General features: G+C 71.5%; 18 protein-coding genes and 1 pseudogene. 14 read left to right on the top strand and 5 right to left on the bottom strand.

The window, feature by feature from the left end:
- Positions 1–58 precede the first annotated feature (58 nt).
- Genes FPZ41_RS04940 through FPZ41_RS04910 form a run of 7 tightly spaced genes read left to right on the top strand, consistent with a single transcriptional unit; the run spans position 59 to position 6,069 of the window.
- Entirely contained in the window at positions 59–1,084 is a 1,026-nt protein-coding gene (locus tag FPZ41_RS04940) for an NAD(P)/FAD-dependent oxidoreductase (RefSeq protein WP_152859488.1), read from the top strand.
- A 1-nt stretch (position 1,085) separates the two neighbouring features.
- Positions 1,086–1,412: a ferredoxin gene (fdxA, locus tag FPZ41_RS04935; RefSeq protein WP_152859486.1), complete on the top strand. Its 327-nt coding sequence runs from the start codon at positions 1,086–1,088 to the stop codon at positions 1,410–1,412.
- A complete protein-coding gene (mhpD, locus tag FPZ41_RS04930; RefSeq protein WP_152859485.1) occupies positions 1,409–2,242 on the top strand; it encodes a 2-keto-4-pentenoate hydratase in 834 nt (277 codons plus the stop codon). Before fdxA ends, mhpD begins: the two co-directional genes overlap by 4 nt.
- Entirely contained in the window at positions 2,239–3,189 is a 951-nt protein-coding gene (locus FPZ41_RS04925) for an acetaldehyde dehydrogenase (acetylating) (protein ID WP_322619833.1), read from the top strand. Before mhpD ends, FPZ41_RS04925 begins: the two co-directional genes overlap by 4 nt.
- The gene (gene dmpG / locus FPZ41_RS04920) at positions 3,186–4,199 is read left to right on the top strand and encodes a 4-hydroxy-2-oxovalerate aldolase (protein WP_322619832.1); all 1,014 of its coding nucleotides are present in this window, start codon (positions 3,186–3,188) and stop codon (positions 4,197–4,199) included. The genes FPZ41_RS04925 and dmpG overlap by 4 nt, the downstream gene beginning before the upstream one ends.
- Entirely contained in the window at positions 4,196–5,272 is a 1,077-nt protein-coding gene (locus FPZ41_RS04915) for an LLM class flavin-dependent oxidoreductase (protein WP_152859483.1), read from the top strand. Before dmpG ends, FPZ41_RS04915 begins: the two co-directional genes overlap by 4 nt.
- Positions 5,269–6,069, top strand: coding sequence for an alpha/beta fold hydrolase (locus FPZ41_RS04910; protein ID WP_152859480.1), 801 nt, complete (start codon positions 5,269–5,271; stop codon positions 6,067–6,069). The genes FPZ41_RS04915 and FPZ41_RS04910 overlap by 4 nt, the downstream gene beginning before the upstream one ends.
- Before the next feature lie 38 nt (positions 6,070–6,107).
- Here FPZ41_RS04910 and FPZ41_RS04905 read toward each other — a convergent pair whose 3' ends face one another.
- Together FPZ41_RS04905 and FPZ41_RS04900 are read right to left on the bottom strand one after the other, a co-directional pair.
- On the bottom strand, positions 6,108–7,688 hold the full coding sequence (locus FPZ41_RS04905; RefSeq protein ID WP_152859478.1) for an AbgT family transporter: 1,581 nt from the start codon (positions 7,686–7,688) through the stop codon (positions 6,108–6,110).
- The gene (locus tag FPZ41_RS04900; protein WP_228022468.1) at positions 7,688–8,998 is read right to left on the bottom strand and encodes a metal-dependent hydrolase family protein; all 1,311 of its coding nucleotides are present in this window, start codon (positions 8,996–8,998) and stop codon (positions 7,688–7,690) included. The genes FPZ41_RS04905 and FPZ41_RS04900 overlap by 1 nt, the downstream gene beginning before the upstream one ends.
- A 139-nt stretch (positions 8,999–9,137) precedes the next feature.
- On the opposite strand from FPZ41_RS04900, the gene FPZ41_RS04895 reads away from it, so the two are divergent.
- Positions 9,138–10,241, top strand: a complete 1,104-nt coding sequence (locus tag FPZ41_RS04895) for an Lrp/AsnC family transcriptional regulator (RefSeq protein WP_152859476.1) — start codon at positions 9,138–9,140, stop codon at positions 10,239–10,241.
- Between the two features lie 69 nt (positions 10,242–10,310).
- On the opposite strand, the gene FPZ41_RS04890 is transcribed toward FPZ41_RS04895, so the two are convergent.
- The 3 genes from FPZ41_RS04890 to FPZ41_RS04880 all read right to left on the bottom strand — a co-directional run bounded on the left by FPZ41_RS04890 (position 10,311) and on the right by FPZ41_RS04880 (position 12,347).
- Positions 10,311–11,075: an SDR family NAD(P)-dependent oxidoreductase gene (locus tag FPZ41_RS04890; RefSeq protein WP_152859474.1), complete on the bottom strand. Its 765-nt coding sequence runs from the start codon at positions 11,073–11,075 to the stop codon at positions 10,311–10,313.
- Between the two features lie 213 nt (positions 11,076–11,288).
- Positions 11,289–11,816, bottom strand: a complete 528-nt coding sequence (locus tag FPZ41_RS04885) for an NUDIX hydrolase family protein (protein WP_131558844.1) — start codon at positions 11,814–11,816, stop codon at positions 11,289–11,291.
- A gap of 147 nt (positions 11,817–11,963) precedes the next feature.
- Positions 11,964–12,347, bottom strand: coding sequence for a DUF6223 family protein (locus tag FPZ41_RS04880; RefSeq protein ID WP_152859472.1), 384 nt, complete (start codon positions 12,345–12,347; stop codon positions 11,964–11,966).
- 282 nt (positions 12,348–12,629) lie between these two features.
- On the opposite strand from FPZ41_RS04880, the gene FPZ41_RS04875 reads away from it, so the two are divergent.
- The 6 genes and pseudogenes from FPZ41_RS04875 (at position 12,630) to FPZ41_RS04850 (ending at position 17,354) form a co-directional block, all read left to right on the top strand.
- Positions 12,630–13,745, top strand: a complete 1,116-nt coding sequence (locus tag FPZ41_RS04875; protein WP_152859470.1) for a sensor histidine kinase — start codon at positions 12,630–12,632, stop codon at positions 13,743–13,745.
- Entirely contained in the window at positions 13,742–14,404 is a 663-nt protein-coding gene (locus tag FPZ41_RS04870; RefSeq protein WP_322619831.1) for a response regulator transcription factor, read from the top strand. Before FPZ41_RS04875 ends, FPZ41_RS04870 begins: the two co-directional genes overlap by 4 nt.
- A 93-nt stretch (positions 14,405–14,497) precedes the next feature.
- Positions 14,498–15,460: pseudogene (locus FPZ41_RS04865) on the top strand (M24 family metallopeptidase); the annotation flags it as partial.
- Positions 15,460–15,825, top strand: a complete 366-nt coding sequence (locus FPZ41_RS04860; protein WP_228022467.1) for a thiamine pyrophosphate-dependent enzyme — start codon at positions 15,460–15,462, stop codon at positions 15,823–15,825. The pseudogene FPZ41_RS04865 and the gene FPZ41_RS04860, both read left to right, overlap by 1 nt.
- Before the next feature lie 75 nt (positions 15,826–15,900).
- The gene (locus tag FPZ41_RS04855) at positions 15,901–16,356 is read left to right on the top strand and encodes a thiamine pyrophosphate-dependent enzyme (RefSeq protein ID WP_228022466.1); all 456 of its coding nucleotides are present in this window, start codon (positions 15,901–15,903) and stop codon (positions 16,354–16,356) included.
- Positions 16,344–17,354, top strand: coding sequence for an alpha-ketoacid dehydrogenase subunit beta (locus FPZ41_RS04850; protein ID WP_152859468.1), 1,011 nt, complete (start codon positions 16,344–16,346; stop codon positions 17,352–17,354). The genes FPZ41_RS04855 and FPZ41_RS04850 overlap by 13 nt, the downstream gene beginning before the upstream one ends.
- Positions 17,355–17,419 lie beyond the last annotated feature (65 nt).

The raw sequence follows: 17,419 nt of genomic DNA, 5'->3' as shown, positions 1-17,419 counted from the left end.
CCTGCTCACCGGAACGAACTCATTGGGCGGTACCGAGGCCCTCCCTAGCCTCCGGAGCATGAGCGTTCTTTCCGACATGCCGGTGACCAAGGACGAGTCGTCGCACCGGATCGAGACCGACGTCCTGATCATCGGCGCCGGGCCCGCGGGCCTCTACGGCACCTACTACGCGGGCTTCCGCGGGCTTCGGGTCGCGGTCATGGACGTACTGCCCCAGTGCGGCGGCCAGATCAGCGCGATGTACCCCGAGAAACCCATCTTCGACATCGCCGGGTTCCCCTCGGTGCGCGGCCGTGACCTGGTGGACAACCTGGTCGCGCAGGCCGAACCGTACGGGCCGGTCCACCTCCTCGGCCAGCGCGCGGCCGAACTGTCCCACGACGCCGACGGCCTGCCCGTCGTCCGCAGCGACCAGGGGACCGAGGTCCACGCCGGGGCCGTGGTGATCACCGGGGGAGTGGGCACGTTCACCCCCCGGCCACTGCCGGCGGGCGAGGCCTTCCTCGGCCGCGGCCAGATCTACTTCGTGGCGCAGCCCGCCGACCACACCGACCGGGACGTCGTGATCGTCGGCGGCGGCGACAGCGCCTTCGACTGGGCGGTGACCCTCGCCCCCGTGGCCCGGTCCGTCACGCTCGTGCACCGCACCGACCGCTTCCGCGCCCACCGCGCCACCGTGGAGAAGGCCCGAGACCTCGGCATCGAGATCCTCACCGACTCCGAAGTGAGCGTCCTGCACGGCACCTCGCATGTGGAACACGTGGAGATCCGGCACCGGCTCGACCGGACCACCCGCCTGCTGGCCGCACAGACCGTCGTCGCGGCCCTCGGCTTCAAGGCCGACCTCGGCCCGCTCCAGCACTGGGGCCTGACGCTGAGGGCACGCCGTATCGCCGTCGACACCCGGATGGCCACCAACATCCCCCGCGTCTACGCCGCGGGCGACATCACCGACTACCCGGGCAAGGTGCGCCTCATCTCCGTCGGCTTCGGCGAGGTCGCCACCGCGGTCAACAACGCCGCCACCGTCATCGACCCGGAGGCCCAACTGTTCCCCGGGCACTCCACCGAGAAGGAGAACTGAGATGGCCTACGTCATCGGGTCGGCCTGCGTCGACATCATGGACCGGTCCTGTGTCGAGGAGTGCCCGGTCGACTGCATCTACGAAGGTGCCCGCAAGCTCTACATCAACCCCACCGAGTGCATCGACTGCGGCGCCTGCGAGATCGCCTGCCCCGAGCAGGCCATCACGGTCGACCGGAAGGCGGACCCCGGACACCGCGAGGACAACAAGCAGTTCTTCGAAGTGGTGCTGCCCGGCCGGAGCGAGCCGCTCGGGACACCGGGCGGCGCGAGCGGAGTCGGCCGCGTCGACGCCGACTCCCCGCTGATCGCGAAGGTGGGCGCATGACGGCCCGCGAGGTACTCAAGGCCGCTCCCGACGTGGTCAAGGCGGCCGACACCCTGTCCGAAGCCGCCCGCACGGGCAGGACCTGCCCTCCCGTACGCTCCCTGCTCCCCGAGGGCGACATCGACACCGCGTACGCGGTGCAGCGGGTGAACGTCGAGCGAGGGCTCGCGGCCGGACGGCGGATCGTCGGCCGCAAGATCGGGCTCACCTCCCCCGCCGTGCAGCGGCAACTCGGCGTGGACCAGCCCGACTTCGGGGCGCTCTTCGCCGACATGGCGGTCCCGGAGTCAGGCGTGGTGGCCGCCGGACGGCTGCTCCAGCCCAAGGTGGAGGCGGAGGTCGCGCTGGTCATAGGCGCCGATCTGCCGCACGCCGAGTGCACAGTGGCCGACATCCTGCGGGCGGTCGACTTCGCGCTGCCCGCGCTGGAGATCGTGGACAGCCGGATCGAGGGCTGGGACATCCGCCTCGTCGACACCGTCGCCGACAACGCCTCCAGCGGACTCTTCGTGCTCGGCGGCACACCCGTGCCCCTGTCGGGCCTGGACCTGCGCGGTGTCCGGATGACGATGACCCGGGGCGGCGAGGTCGTGTCCGAGGGCACCGGCGCCGACTGCCTCGGCAGCCCGCTGGGCGCCGCGGCCTGGCTCGCCTCCACGCTGGCCGGCAGGGGCGATCCCCTGCGGGCCGGAGACGTGGTGCTCACGGGAGCGCTCGGGCCCATGGCGGTTGCCGCCCCCGGCGACCGGTTCGAGGCACGGATCAGTCAACTCGGCCGGGTGGCAGTCGAGTTCGCGGTCGAGTTCGCAGCGGAAGGAGAGGGACTGTGAGTACCCGCACCAAGGTGGCCGTCATCGGCTCGGGCAACATCGGCACCGACCTCATGATCAAGGTGCTGCGGCTGTCGGAGAGCCTGGAGATGGCGGCGATGGCCGGGATCGACCCGCACTCCGACGGCCTGGCGCGCGCACGGCGCCTGAAGGTCGCCACCACCCACAAGGGCGTCGAAGGGCTCGTCGAGCTGGACGAGTTCGCCGACGTCGGCATCGTCTTCGACGCGACCTCGGCGGGCGCGCACCGTCACCACGAGGAGGTACTGCGCCCGCTGGGCCGCACCCTCGTCGACCTGACACCGGCCGCCATCGGCCCCTATGTCATCCCCCCGGTCAACGGCGACGCCCACCTGGACGCCCCGAACGTCAACATGGTCACCTGCGGCGGGCAGGCCACCATCCCGATCGTCGCGGCCGTCTCGGCGGTGACCCCGGTGCACTACGGCGAGATCGTCGCCTCCATCGCCTCGCGCTCCGCCGGACCCGGCACCCGGGCGAACATCGACGAGTTCACCGAGACCACCGCCCGCGCCATCGAGCAGGTCGGCGGTGCCGCCCGGGGCAAGGCGATCATTGTCCTCAACCCGGCCGAGCCCCCGCTGATCATGCGGGACACCGTGCACTGCCTGGTCTCGGAGTGCGACGAGGAGGCCGTGACCGCCTCCGTCGAGACCATGGTCGGCCGGGTCCAGGCATACGTGCCCGGCTACCGGCTCAAGCAGCGGGTGCAGTTCGACCGGATCGCCGCCGACGACCCGCTGCGCGCACTGGGCCCCGCCGCCACCGTCGGCACCGACGCGTTGAGGGTGTCGGTGTTCCTGGAGGTCGAGGGCGCCGCCCACTACCTCCCCGCCTACGCCGGAAACCTCGACATCATGACCTCGGCCGCGCTGCGCACCGCGGAACGCCTGGCCGCCCACCACACCACGGAGGCCGCCAAGTGACCGGCTTGTACGTCCAGGACGTCACCCTGCGCGACGGCATGCACGCCATCCGGCACCGTTACACCGTCGAGCAGGCCCGCACCATCGCCGCCGCACTCGACACCGCCGGGGTCCGTGCCATCGAGATCGCCCATGGCGACGGCCTGTCCGGCTCCAGCATCACCTACGGCGTCGGCGCCCACACCGACTGGGAGTGGATCGAGGCCGTCACCGACGCCGTGCACCAGGCCACCCCCACCACCCTGCTGCTGCCCGGCATCGGCACCCTGCACGACCTCAAGCAGGCCCACACCCTCGGCATCCGCTCGGTACGCATAGCCACCCACTGCACCGAGGCCGACATCGCCGCCCAGCACATCGCCGCCGCCCGGGAGTTGGGCATGGACGTCGCCGGGTTCCTGATGATGTCCCACCTGGCCGAACCCGCCGAACTGGCTCGCCAGGCCCACCTGATGGAGTCCTACGGCGCCCACTGCGTGTACGTCACCGACTCCGGCGGCCGGCTCACCATGGACGGCGTACGCGACCGCTTCCGCGCCTACCGCGACGTCCTGTCCCCGGACACGGAGCTGGGCATCCACGCCCACCACAACCTCGGCCTCGGCGTGGCCAACAGCGTCGTCGCCGTCGAGGAGGGCGTCACCCGTGTCGACGCCTCGCTGGCCGGTCAGGGCGCGGGCGCCGGGAACTGCCCGCTGGAGGCGTTCGTCGCGGTCGCCGACCTGATGGGCTGGGAGCACGGCTGCGACCTGTTCCCGCTCATGGACGCCGCCGACGACCTCGTACGCCCCCTCCAGGACCGCCCCGTCCGCGTCGACCGCGAGACCCTCACCCTCGGCTACGCGGGCGTGTACTCCAGCTTCCTGCGCCACGCCGAGACCGCCGCCGCCCGCTACGGCCTCGACACCCGCACCATCCTCGTCGAGGTGGGCCGGCGCGGCATGGTCGGCGGCCAGGAGGACATGATCACCGACATCGCCCTCGACCTGGTGGGGGAGGGGCGGGCATGACGGCGCCGGGCATCCCCCTCCGCGTCGGCGTCCGGGTCCCGCCCTGCGACCGCGCGGACCGTGTGGTCGAGACCGTACGGCGAGCGGAGCGGCTCGGCTTCGACGACGTCTGGTTCCCCGACTCCCAACTGCTGTGGCGGGACGTGTTCACCACCCTGACCGCCGCCGCCCTGGGCACCGAGCGGATCGGTCTCGGCACCGCGGTCACCAACCTGGCGACCCGGCACCCGGCCGTCGTCGCCTCGGCCGCCCGCAGTGTCGCGGAACTCGCCCCCGGCCGTTTCACTCTCGGCCTCGGCGTGGGCAACAGCTCCGTCGGACCGATCGGCCTGCGCCAGACCACCTCGGCGGCGATGCGCGAGGGGCTCGGCATGCTGCGCGCCCTGCTCGACGGCCGAGAGTGGGACTTCGAGGTCTCCGGGAGCAGCACGGTTCGCTCGCGGCTGCGTGACCCACGCCCCGAGGTTCCACTGCACCTCGCCGCGAGCGGGCCGAGGAACCTGCGGCTCGCCGGAGAGGTCGCCGACGGTGTGATCCTCCTCAGCGGGGTCTCACCGAGGACCCTGGAAGGAGCGACCGCGCGGGTGCGCGAGGGCGCCGAGGCGGCGGGCCGGAACGCCGACACCATCCCCCTGACGGTCTCCGCGTACTGCGCGGTGACCGACGACATCGAGGCCGAGGCCCGCCGGATCAAGCCCATCTGCGCGTCGATCGCCCAGAACGGCGGTGCGACCTTCCTCGCCCTCGCCGGAATCGACGTCCAGGTGCCCGCCACGATCGGCGGGGTCTACCCGGACCTCGTGCACGCGGAGGACTGGGACGCCGCTGTCGACATCTGCTCGGCATGGATCAGCGACGAGGCGGCCGTTCGGTTCGCCGAGGAGTTCTGCCTGTTCGGCACCGCCGAGCAGATCACCGAACGCCTGCGCGCCCTGCACACCACCGGTGTCACCGGAGTGTTCCTCCAGCACGTCGGCTCCTACGACCCTCCCAGCGACCTGATCGAGGCCGTCGGCACCTCCGTGCTGCCGGCGTTGTCCCGGACCACTGAAGCGAAAGCGGATTACCGATGACGGACACCGTGCGCAAGGGCTATGTCCCCAGCCCCTTCGGGCAGTTGCACTACGCGGAATGCGGCGGTACGGGCGAGGAGCCCGTGCTCATGCTCCACCAGACCCCACGCTCGTGGACCGAGTACCTCCACGTGCTGCCGCGCGTCGGCACCGCACGCCGCGCCATCGCCATGGACACCCTGGGCTTCGGCGCCTCCGCGAAGCCCGAGGGGCCCCACTCGATCGAGCGCTTCGCCGACGCCGCCGAGGCCCTGGCCGACGTACTCGGACTGGAACGCTTCCACCTCGTCGGCCACCACACGGGCGGCGTGATCGCCGTCGAACTCGCCGCGCGGCTGGGGGACCGGGTGGCGAGCCTCCTGCTCTCCGCCACACCCTTCATCGACGAGGAGAAGCGGCGCACGGCGGCGGAGCGCAAGCAGATCGACCACGTCGACCCCAAGCCGGACGGCTCGCACCTGCTTCAGCTGTGGAACCGGCGCCGCGAGTTCTACGCGAGCGGGGAGGAGGCCGCCCTCACCCGGTTCATGGTCGACGCGCTGACCGTCCTGGACCGGGTGGAGGAGGGCCATGTGGCAGTGCGGCAGTACGCGATGGACCAGCGGCTGCCCGGTATCACCGCCCGCACCCTCGCCGTCTGCGCCCCCGGCGACCACTACTCCCTGCCCGCCCTGGAGAGGTTCGCCGCGGCTCTCGGCTGCGAGACCCGCGTCCTGTCCGGCGGTCACGTGCCCGTCCCCGAGCAGCTGCCCGGGGAGTTCGCCGAGGTCGTGCTGGAATGGTCCGCCCAGGCCTGAACCGGGCCTGGGCGGACCTCCCGTCACATCAGGTTCCGTCACTTCAGGCCGATATGCGCACCGGGCCCGAGCGGCAGATCGAACCCGTAGAAGATCCCCAGGATCGCCAGCCACACCACCAGGAACGGCACCGTGAAGATCGACAGCCGGGCGATGAGCGTGCCCAGCCGTGCATCCGGCTCGTAGCGGCGCAGCAGCGCCAGGAGCAGGAAGACGTACGGGTTCATCGGCGTGATGATGCCGGTGGCCGAGTCGCCGATGCGGAAGGCGGCCTGGCTGAGGGCCGGGCTCATACCGAGGAGCATGAACGCCGGGACGAACACGGGCCCGACCAGCGACCACAGCGCGGACCCGGACACGATGAACAGGTTCAGACAGGCCGCCAGGAGGACGAACGCCACCAGCGCCCAGAAACCGGTCAGACCGATGGAGTCGAGGCCCGCCGCGGCCTTCACGGCGAGCAGGATGCCGACGTTGGACCAGTTGAACAGGGCGATGACCTGGGCGGCGACGAACATGAGGACGATGTAGCCGGCCATGTTCCGCACGGAGTCGGACATGGCCGTGACCACGCCCTCCGAGCCGGACAGCGCCTTCACCGTGAAGCCGTAGGTGAGCCCCGCCAGCAGGAACGCGCCGAACAGCACCGGGACGATGCCGGTGAGCAGCGGCGAGGGCACGAGCGCCCCGCCCTCGCCGCGCAGCGGGGCGCCCTCGGGCAGCCACAGGGACAGGACCGCGCCCGCGTAGAGGACGACGACAAGGGCGGTGAGCAGCAGCCCGCGGCGCTGGACCGGGGTGAGGGTGAGGTCCTGCTGCTCGGACTCGTCCTCGGCGGCCGTGGACGGGTCGTATGTGCCGAGGCGCGGTTCGAGGACGCGGCTGATGAGGAAGCCGCCGAGCAGGCCGAGGACGAGGCTGCTGGCCGCGGTGAAGTAGTAGTTGACGAGCAGGTGCAGATCGAGGCCCTGGGCGGCAGGGAGGACCGCGGCCGCCTGCTGGGTGATGCCGATGTACAGGGCGTCCAGCGAACCGATGGTGAACCCTGCCGCATAGCCCGCGCCGACGCACGCGAAACCGCCGATCAGCCCGGCCACGGGGTGCCGTCCGGCGCTCTTGAAGACCACGGCGGCCAGCGGCGGCAGCACGATCGCGGCGACGTCGCTGATCATGTGCGCCTGGCAGGCGATCAGCGCCACCAGGTACGGCAGCACCGCGCGCGGCGCACGGGCCAGAGTGGCCCGCATGACGGTCTCCAGGAGCCCGGCCTTCTCCGCGACGCCCACCGCCATGATCATGAGCAGTACGGCGGCGATGGGCGGGAACGTGGCGAAGTTGGTGACCAGGTTCTCGGTCAGCCAGCGCATGCCCTCGCCGGTGAACAGCCCGGTGACGGCCTTCGTCTCGTCGGTGCCGGGGACGGTGACGGTCACGTCGGCCAGCGCGAGCGCGGTGGAGATGACGGCCAGGATCACGAACAGGCCGGTGAACAGGATGATCGGGTTGGGCAGCGCGTTGCCCAACCGCTCGATCGCAGCGAGCACGCGGTCGATGCCGGTCGGCCGTTCGGAGCCGGGGGACTGTCTGCCGGGTGCTGGGAGGTCGGTGGTTGAGGACATCAGGGCTGCCTTCCGGTCGGTGCCGCTGGGAGCAGAAGGTCCTTCCGGACGACGCCGTCCTGGATGACGCAGACGATGTTGGCGGGATCGCCGAGGACGCCGATGTCCGTGAGCGGATCGCCGTCGCAGATGACGAGGTCTCCGGTGCGGCCGGCGGCGAGGGTGCCCAGCCGGTCGGCGACACCGAGGAGCTCGGCGGAGGTGCGGGTGCCGGCGACGATGGCGGCCATGGGGTCCATGCCGAGGTCGACGAGATAGCTGAGTTCCATCAGGTTCACGCCGTGCGGGCCGACGGCGGCGTCGGTGCCGAGCGCGATCCGGGCACCGTACTCGATGGCCCGGCCGATGTTCTCCTTCGTGACACCGGACCAGCGGGTCTTCTTCTGGTAGTGGTAGTCCGGCATCGTGTCCTTGTTGATGCCCGCGTACACGGTGGACAGCGTCGGCACGACGAAGGTGCCCTGCTCACCCGCCATGTCCAGGGCCCGCTCGTCGAGCCCGTAGCCGTGCTCGATGCTGGTGACGCCGGCGCGCAGGGCGGTGAGGATGCCGGCGTTGCCCTGTGCGTGGGCGGCGACCGGCTTGCCGCCGTGGCGGCCGGCCTCGTCGACGACGGCCCGGATCTCCTCCTCCAACAGGCCCTCGTCGTCGGGATCGTCGTAGGGACTGCCCATGCCACCGGTGGCGCAGACCTTCACCAGGTCGGCGCCGTCGCGCAGCACCCGGCGCACGGCCAGCCGGGCCGCGTCGGTGCTGTCGGCGATCTCCGACATCCCGGCGCTCAGATCGGTGCCGTCGGGCAGACGGACGTCCGCGTGCCCGCCGGTGTGACTGATGATCCGCACGGCCGTGTGCAGCCTCGGCCCCACGACCCGGCCGCTCTCGACGGCCGTACGGAAGCCCGCCGACAGACCGCCCAGGTCACGGGCGGTGGTGATGCCCGCGTCCAGGGTCTGGCGCAGCCGGGCGACCGTGTCCAGAGTGACCAGGACGGGGTCGAGCTCCGCACGGCGGCTCGGCGGCGAACCCTGCGCGTAGGCGAGGTGGACATGGCAGTCGAAGAAACCGGGCAGGACGGTGCGACCGCCGGCGTCGACGACGCGGGTGCCGGCCGCGTCCTCGTCCGCCGCGGGCGCCGTGGCGGCGGGACCGGCGTAGGTGATGGTTCCCTGGGCATCGATCGTGACGACAGCGTCGTCGACGGGGCCCGCGCCCGTGCCGTCGATGAGCCGGGCGTTGCGGACCCGCAGAGCGGTCCGGGGGGCCTCCTGCGTCGTGACATGCGTGGCCATGGGGGTTTTGGGGGTCATAGGGGTGCGGTCACTCCTCCGTGTCGGAAAACTCGGTGTCGGCATCAGAGGAAGGGAGTGTGGAATGCGGAAGAAAACCTGGTGTGACAGTGCAGCTTTCTCGCCGGATTCCCTCCACGTGCGCAGAGAAGCGCCAACCATGGGAGTGCAGGAATGTGCCGCCGGCGGCCGGATCACGGCCTCAGCCGCCGACGAAGCCGCCATGGAGCTCGACGAACTCGACCGGGGGATCGTCCACGCCCTGCAGATCCACCCCCGCGCCCCGTGGACGCTCGTGGGCGAGGTGCTGGGCGTCAACCCGGTGACCGCCGCGCGCCGTTGGCACCGGCTTCAGGAGGCGGGCCTGGCGTGGGTGACCGCCTACCCCCGGCTGTCCAACACACGGATCGTGGTGACCGGGGTGGTCGAGGTGGACACCGAGCCCGGCGTCGCCGAGGACGTGGCCGGCGCCCTCGCGGCGAACCCGTCAGTGGCGAACATCAAGCTCACGGCGGGCGGCCGGGACCTGGTCGCCGCCGTGCAGGCCCGCAGTCTGGACGAGTTGGCCCGCTTCTCCACGCTGCTGTTCCAGCGGACCCCGGGGGTACGGGCGACGCGTACGCACGTGTCGACCGGCGTCCCGACCGAGGGCAGCCGATGGCGGCTGCGCAGCCTGGACGACGCCCAGAGCGCGACGATCGAGGCGGCGGTCCCCCCGGCCCACGAGCCCCCACCCGCGGCCGAGGCCCGCGGGGACACCCTGGACGCGCACCTGCTGGCACTGCTGAGCATGGACGGGCGCATGTCGCTGCGCGACCTGTCGGCGGCGACCGGAGCGAGCCTGACCACGGTGCGCCGCCGACTGCAGTCGATGCTCGCGTCCCGGCTCGTCCTGCGCTGCGACCTGGCCCGCCCGCTCTCGGGCTGGCCCCTGTCCGCCGTGTACTTCGCCTCCGTACCGGGTCAGTACGTGGAGGAGACGAGCCGGGTGCTGTCCGGGGTCCGTGAGGTCCGCTCGTGCGCGATCACGGCGGGCCCGCACAACCTGGTCATCGACGTCTGGCTGCGCGACCTGCGGGACGTGCACGCCTTTGAGGCCCATCTGTCACGCAAGCTGCCGCGCCTCACCGTCGCCGACCGCTCGGTGGTGCTGCGCACCGTCAAGCACATGGGGCGCCTGCTCGACCACGACGGCCGCTGTGTCGGGGTCGTACCGCTCCGGTATCCGGAGGGACCGCGGCCCGCTGCCGCGCCCGTCACCTGAGGGGTCACCTCCGGGGCGGGCCGAGGTGGGGGCCGCAGAGGCGGGTCGGAGAGCAGACCAGACGGCAGATCAGACGGCGGACCAGCCGTTGTCGACGGGCAGGACTGCGCCGCTGATGTTGCTCGCGGCCGGGGAGGCGAGGAAGACGATGGCGGCGGCCTGCTCCTCGGGATCGGCGAAACGGCCGGCGTGGGCCTGGTAGGGGCGGAGTGTGGCCGCACCCCGGGTCGCCAGGTCCAGTCCGTCGACGATGTTGGTCGCGGTGCCGCCGGGGGCGACGGCGTTGGCCCGTATGCCCTGCTCGCGGTACATGACGGCGAGACTCTTCACCAGGCCGACGACGCCGTGCTTGGAGGCGGTGTACGCGGCTCCGGCGGCACCGCCGCGCAGACCGGCCTCCGAGGCGGTGAACACGATGGAGCCGCCGCCAGCGGCCAGCATGTGCGGCAGGACCGCGCGGGTGAGGAGGAAGGGCGCGGTCAGGTTGACGCGTAGGACGCGCTCCCACTCGGCGTCGTCGGTCTCGCCGAGGGTGGACATACGGTCCATGATCCCGGCGTTGTTCACCAGGACGTCCACTCCGCCCAGGGCCCCGACGGCCCGCCCGACGACCGTGTCCACCACCGCCTGGTCGCTCAGTTCGCCGACGACGGCGAGGGCGACGCCCCCGGACTTCTCGATGTCCTCGACGGCCGCCTCGGCGCCCTCACGGTTCAGGTCCGCGACGAGGACCTTCGCCCCCTCCTCGGCGAACCTCAGGGCAGTCGCCCGGCCGATGCCGGACGCCGCTCCGGTGACGACGACACCGCGTCCTTCAAGTCCCGCGCTGCTCATGGACGCTCCTTCTGCCGAGGGACACGACTCCCGGTACCGGGGGGACGGACGAAAGGCCTGCGCTTCAGGGTGCGAACCGGTGCTTCCGGGTGTAAAGAGCGGCGTCGGCCATACCGTGTCCGTCGCTGCGTCCTGGTCACTGTCGAGGGCGGCGGTGCGGGTCCGCTGTCGCCGCCCTCGCAGTACGGGTGCGGGGCCGGGGTCGGGGCCGGTTCAGGACAGGCAGCCCACATGGGCGAGGGCCTGCTTGAGGAGGACTCCCTGGCCGCCCGGCATCTCGTTCTGGACCAAGGGGTCCGCGGCCTCCTGAGGGCTGAACCAGACCAGGTCGAGGGCGTCCTGGCGGGGGCGGCAGTCGCCGGTCACCGGCACGATGTAGGCGAGGGCCACGGCGTGCTGACGGGGATCGTGGAAAGGGGTGATCCCCTGCGTCGGGAAGTACTCGGCGACGGTGAAGGGCTGGAGGGAGGCCGGGACCAGGGGCAGGGCCACCGGGCCGAGGTCCTTCTCCAGATGGCGCAGCAGGGCGTCACGGACCCGCTCGTGGTGCAGCACCCGGCCCGAGACGAGGGTACGGCTGACCGTCCCGTCCGGCCCGATGCGGAGCAGCAGTCCGATGCTGGTGACTTCGCCGCTGTCGTCGACTCGTACGGGCACGGCCTCGACGTACAGGATCGGCATCTGGGCGCGTGCCTGTTCGAGATCGTCGGGGCTGAGCCAACCCGGCGTGGTTTCGGTCATGTCAGACATTGAATGATCGTACTTTCACCGGGTCCCGCTTTTCGCGCACAGCGCTCCACGTCACACATGACTCGCACCGGCTGTGCTACCGCTGTTCGACGCGGGTTCGACGAGGTCGTCCCTTTGTGCGCATCGCGTCCGGTCCGTTCAGCCGGTGCGGCGGGAGCGGGCCAGCGCGAGCCCGCCGAGGACCATGGCGATCAGCCCCACCACCAGGGCCACGATGGCCCCGCCCAGCCCGTTGCCGGTGCCGACACCGCCGTCGGCGGTGGCCGCGACCAGCCCACCGAGGGCCAGGCCGACCAGCCCCGCCACCAGGGCCATGATGGCCCCGTTCCGCTCGGAGCCGATGCCGATACGGCCGGCGGAGCGGGCCAGGACCAGCCCACCGACGACCAGGCCGGCCAACCCCGCCAGCGCGGCCACGGCGGCCCCGACCCGGCCCGAGCTCATGGCGTACACACTGGCGGCGGCCGGCTGGGCCGAGACGTACGCGACCGCCGGTGCGGCAAGCACGGATGCGACAGACATGAGGTGCTCCTTCTTCCTTCTCCCACGACTGGATGCCCCACTGGATGTCCAACTGGGTGTCCAACTGGATGTCCGGCTGGATGTCCCACTGGACGTCGCCTGATGGTGTCCCCCGGACCCACCGCCGGTCGTCCGGCGGGCGCGGTCAATTCGCGCTGCCGCCGTTGCCGCATCCGGCTGCTGCGGACGCCGCAGGAGCCGCGAAGCTACCGCGCGTGCGGTAGTCGGCCGCTCATCCGCGCGCGGGATCCGCCCACGCCGGCATCCGGCTAGGGTGCGCGCATGGACAGGGGGCGGATCGATGTCGTGGACTGGGCGATCGCCGTCGGTGTGGCGGCGATCCTGCTGGTCACCGGGCTGTCCGGGGAGCACTCCGCCACGAGCCTCGATCTGCTCGGCTACGCGCTGTTGACGGTCGGTGGACTGGGGCTGGCCGCGCGCCGCCGGGCTCCGGTTCCGGTCCTGGCCGTCACCGGGCTGTGCGCGGTGGGTTACCAGGCAGCCGGCTTCGACGTGCCTGTCGTCGCCTACCTGTTCGCGGTGTACGCGGCGGTACGGGCGGGACACCGCACCGCCACGGTGGTGGCGAGCGTGACCATGCTGGTCGTTCTCCCTGTCGCGGCCCTGGCCTCGGGCCTGCACGACACGAGCGAGGCGTTCGCGCGGGCCCGAGGCGCACTCGAACTGGCCTGGCTGATCGCCGCCGGTGCCGCGGGCGAGGCGCTGCGGCAGGCCGAGCGGCGGGCGGACGAAGCCGAGCGCACCCGGGAGGAGACCGCGCGGCGCCGCGCCGACGAGGAGCGGCTGCGTATCGCGCGGGAGTTGCACGATTCGCTGACGCACCAGATCTCGATCATCAAGGTGCAGTCCGAAGTAGCCGTCCACGTCGCCCGCAGGCGTGGTGAACCGGTGCCGGAGGCCCTGCTGGCGATCCAGGAGGCCGGACGTGAGGCCACCCGCGAGTTGCGCGCGACCCTGGAGGCGCTGCGCGACGACGACACGACCCCGCCGCGCGGGCTCGACCACCTTCCGGAACTGGTGGAACGGGCCCGCGCCATCGGGCTGGACGCGACGCTGACGATCGAGGGACAACGACATCGCGTGCCTGCCGCGGTGGACCGCACGGTCTACCGGATCGTTCAGGAGTCGCTCACCAACATCGCCCGTCACGCGGACGCCGCCACGGCGTCGGTCCGCGTCGACTGCCGCCCGGACGCCCTCGCGATACGCGTCGACGACGACGGCAGGGCGACGCCGGACACCGCCCCGACGCCCGGCGTCGGACTGCTCGGCATGCGCGAACGAGTCACCGCCCTCGGCGGCCGACTGCGCGCCGAACCGCGCGGCGAGGGCGGCTTCACCGTCCAGGCCGAACTCCCCGTGGACCGGACGCTGTGATCCGTGTCCTGCTGGTCGACGACCAGCCGCTCCTGCGCAGCGGATTCCGCGCGCTCCTCGACCTCGAAGACGACATCGAGGTGGTGGCCGAGGCCGCCGACGGGAGGGAGGGCCTGGCACTGGCCAGGGAACACCTGCCCGACATCGCGCTCATCGACATCCAGATGCCGGTCGTCGACGGCATCGAGGCCACCCGGTGCATCGCCGCGGACCCGGCCCTGGCCGGGGTGCGCGTCGTCATCCTGACCAACTACGGCTTCGACGAGTACGTGTTCAACGCGCTGCGGGCCGGAGCCGCCGGATTCCTCGTCAAGGACATCGTGCCGGAAGACCTTCTTCACGCCGTACGTGTCGCCGCGCGCGGCGACGCCCTGCTCGCACCGTCGATCACCCGCAAGCTGATCGACAGGTACGTCACCCAGCCGCTCAACACCCGCACCGACACAGGACTGGACGAACTCACCAACCGCGAACGCGAGGCCGTCGCCCTGGTCGGGCAGGGCCTGTCCAACGACCAGATCGCCGACCGCATGGTCATCAGCCCGATGACCGCGAAGACCCACATCAACCGGGCCATGACCAAGCTCCGGGCCCGTGACCGCGCTCAACTCGTGGTTTTCGCCTACGAGTCCGGCCTGGTGACCCCGCGCAACTGCTGACGTCCATGGTTCCAGGGGGAGGGGGGAGTCCAGGGGCGGCGACGCAGACCATATGGTGGGTCCCCCGTTGTGCCCTCCTGTTCAATGGAGCTGTACGGCATCGCCGAGGACGTCGCCGCCAAGATCGCCGCCGAGCTGCGCGAGCACGGCCTGGCGGACGAGCCGTTGGGCGTCGACCTCGTCGAGATGCCGATCCTCATGGCACTGCGCGCCGAGGGCATCGACGTCGTCGACGGCCAGCAGGTCTTCCTCGCCGCCCGCCGCACCAAGACCCGCGACGAGATCTCCCTGCTCACCCAGGCCTGCGCGATGGTCGACGCCGCGTATGACGAGTTGTACGGCTTCCTGCGGCCCGGCGTCCGCGAGAACGAGTGCGTCGGGCTCGTCAGCAAGGTCCTGTACGACCTGGGCAGCGAGTACGTCGAGGGCGTCAACGCGATCTCCGGGGAACGCTGTTCACCGCACCCGCACGTCTACAGCGACCGCCTGATCCGCCCCGGCGACCCCGCCTTCTTCGACATCCTGCACAGCCACCTCGGCTACCGCACCTGCTACTACCGCACGTTCGCCGTCGGCAGCGCCTCCACCGCACAGCGGGACGCGTACGTCCGCTGCCGTGAGTACATGGACCAGGCCATCGCCCTGGTGCGGCCGGGCGCCACCACCGCCGACATCGTCCAGGTGTGGCCGCGCGCCGAGGAGTTCGGGTTCCCCGACGAGACGGCCGCCTTCGCCCTCCAGTACGGCCACGGGGTGGGCCTGTCGATCTGGGAGAAGCCCGTCTTCAGCCGTCTCGTCTCCCTGGACCACCCCGAAGTCCTCGAAGAGGGCATGGTGTTCGCGCTGGAGACGTACTGGCCCGCCGCCGACGGCTGGTCGGCCGCGCGCATCGAGGAGGAAGTCGTCGTCACCGCCGACGGCTGCGAGGTCATCACCAGGTTCCCGGCGGAGGAACTCCTGGTCGCGGGCCGCAAGTACTGGACGGTCGGCGGCGAGCTCAACACTCGCCGAGAGGCCCAGTCCCACCTCAACACCCGTGCGAACGGGAGTAACTGATGCGAGTGCAGGAACGGGAACAGACAGCGGAACTCCTCGCGCTGTACGAGCAGATGGTCCTCGTGCGGCGTACGGAGAAGGCTGCCCACGACCTGTTCCTGTCCGGACTGGTGAAGGGCACCACGCACCTGGCCGCCGGGCACGAGGCGATCGCGGTCGGGGCGAGCGCGGCCCTGCGCGCCGACGACTACGTGTTCGCCACCTACCGGGGCCACCACCACGCCCTCGCCCGCGGCGCGACGCCGGAGGAGTGCCTGGCCGAACTCATGAGCAGGGCCACCGGTCACCAGCCCATCAACGGAGGAAGCCACCGTGACGTGGTTGGTGGGCTTACCCACACCCACCACGTCACGGTGGCTTCTTGAGCGCCGACACGACGAAATCTCGGCACATCTACAGGCACTCAATCCGGCCGCAGCGCGTCAGCTGCGGGTTCTCACATGCGAGAACAACCTGTACGTGACTCCGCTCCCCACCGGAAGGAGGGGTGCTTCCAACCCGAGGGCTGCGGTCCAGCCCGAACCGACCCCTTACGAGGCAGGAAAAAAGCTACCAGAACGGCACGCTCCCGGCTGGCGGAGCGGGCCCGGACAGGAGACGGACCCGCTCTGCTGGAAGCCGAGACCTACCGCCACTTCGGGCACAGCCGGGCCGACCCCGCGACGTACCGGCCGCCCGAGGAGGTCGAAAAGTGGCTGGGGCACGACCCGCTGGACATCGCACGCGGGCGGCTCACCGACCTGAGGGTGCCCGCGGAGACGCTCGCCGACGCGGACGAGCGCGCACGTGACGTCGTACAGCGGGCCGTCGACGCCGCGAAGGCAGCGCCCGGTCCCGATCCGCGCGAGGCACTGACCGATGTATGGGCGGACGGAGGCGCGGCATGGCGGACGTGATCGACGCTCGGCCGGTCGCCCGGCGGCACATCACCTACCGGGAGGCGGTCGCCGAGGGCATCGCGCGCGAGATGCGGCGCGATCCGGCGGTCGTGTGCCTCGGCGAGGACATCGGAGCCGCGGGCGGGGTGTTCAAGACGACGGTCGGACTGCGAGACGAGTTCGGGCCCGAGCGGGTGTGGGACACGCCCATCTCCGAACAGGCCATCGTGGGCGCCGCGATGGGGGCCGCGATGACCGGGATGCGCCCCGTGGCCGAGATCATGTTCTCCGACTTCCTCGCCTGCTGCTGGGACTATCTCGCCAACGAGATCCCCAAAGTGCGCTACATGACGGGTGGTCAGGTCACCGTGCCCCTCGTGGTGCGCACCGCGAACGGCGGCGGACTCGGCTTCGGCGCCCAGCACTCGCAGGCCACGGAGAACTGGGCGTTCACGATACCCGGCCTGAAGATCGCCGCACCGTCCACGCCCGCCGACGTGGTCGGCATGATGGCGGCCGCCGTGCGCAGCGACGACCCCGTGGTCTTCTTCGAGCACAAGGGGCTCCTGGCGTCCAAGGGTGCGCCCCCGCCGCCGGACCACGTCGTCGAGCTGGGCCGCGCCGCCGTGGTCCGTGAAGGCGGCGACGTCACGCTCGTCGCCCTCGCCTCGATGGTGCCGGTCGCGTTGCGGGCCGCCGGAATCCTGTCCGGGGAGGGCATCGAGGCGGAGGTCGTGGACCTGCGCTGTCTGGTGCCCCTGGATGTGAGCACCGTACTCGCCTCACTCGCCCGGACCTCGCGGCTCGTCACCGTCGAGGAGAACCCGTACCAGGGCGGCTGGGGCGGCACGCTCGTCTCGGTCGTCGCCGACGAGGGGTTCGGCCTGCTGGACGCGCCGGTGCGGCGGGTGGCGGGGGAGTGCGTCCCGCTGCCGTTCGCCGACGCGCTGGAGCAGCAGGTGATCCCCACCGTCGACAAGGTCGTGGCGACCGTCCGCGCTCTGGCCGCGTACTGACCCCCGGCCCCGTGTCCCCAATCACCCGTGTCCCCAAGGACCCGTGTCCCCAAGCCGTACCCCCC

The organism is Streptomyces acidicola, from assembly GCF_009377235.1.
GTDB classification, from domain to species: Bacteria; Actinomycetota; Actinomycetes; order Streptomycetales; family Streptomycetaceae; genus Streptomyces; species Streptomyces acidicola.
This window is presented reverse-complemented; position numbering and strand designations above follow the sequence as displayed.

Bases quoted from the DNA above. Each gene is read 5' to 3' on its own strand.
- FPZ41_RS04940 (WP_152859488.1), top strand. From the start codon at position 59: ATGAGCGTTCTTTCCGACATGCCGGTGACCAAGGACGAGTCGTCGCAC.
- fdxA (WP_152859486.1), top strand. From the start codon at position 1,086: ATGGCCTACGTCATCGGGTCGGCCTGCGTCGACATCATGGACCGGTCC.
- mhpD (WP_152859485.1), top strand. From the start codon at position 1,409: ATGACGGCCCGCGAGGTACTCAAGGCCGCTCCCGACGTGGTCAAGGCG.
- FPZ41_RS04915 (WP_152859483.1), top strand. From the start codon at position 4,196: ATGACGGCGCCGGGCATCCCCCTCCGCGTCGGCGTCCGGGTCCCGCCC.
- FPZ41_RS04910 (WP_152859480.1), top strand. From the start codon at position 5,269: ATGACGGACACCGTGCGCAAGGGCTATGTCCCCAGCCCCTTCGGGCAG.
- FPZ41_RS04905 (WP_152859478.1), bottom strand. From the start codon at position 7,688: ATGTCCTCAACCACCGACCTCCCAGCACCCGGCAGACAGTCCCCCGGC.
- FPZ41_RS04900 (WP_228022468.1), bottom strand. From the start codon at position 8,998: ATGACCCCCAAAACCCCCATGGCCACGCATGTCACGACGCAGGAGGCC.
- FPZ41_RS04895 (WP_152859476.1), top strand. From the start codon at position 9,138: ATGGGAGTGCAGGAATGTGCCGCCGGCGGCCGGATCACGGCCTCAGCC.
- FPZ41_RS04890 (WP_152859474.1), bottom strand. From the start codon at position 11,075: ATGAGCAGCGCGGGACTTGAAGGACGCGGTGTCGTCGTCACCGGAGCG.
- FPZ41_RS04885 (WP_131558844.1), bottom strand. From the start codon at position 11,816: ATGACCGAAACCACGCCGGGTTGGCTCAGCCCCGACGATCTCGAACAG.
- FPZ41_RS04880 (WP_152859472.1), bottom strand. From the start codon at position 12,347: ATGTCTGTCGCATCCGTGCTTGCCGCACCGGCGGTCGCGTACGTCTCG.
- FPZ41_RS04875 (WP_152859470.1), top strand. From the start codon at position 12,630: ATGGACAGGGGGCGGATCGATGTCGTGGACTGGGCGATCGCCGTCGGT.
- FPZ41_RS04860 (WP_228022467.1), top strand. From the start codon at position 15,460: ATGCGAGTGCAGGAACGGGAACAGACAGCGGAACTCCTCGCGCTGTAC.
- FPZ41_RS04855 (WP_228022466.1), top strand. From the start codon at position 15,901: ATGCGAGAACAACCTGTACGTGACTCCGCTCCCCACCGGAAGGAGGGG.
- FPZ41_RS04850 (WP_152859468.1), top strand. From the start codon at position 16,344: ATGGCGGACGTGATCGACGCTCGGCCGGTCGCCCGGCGGCACATCACC.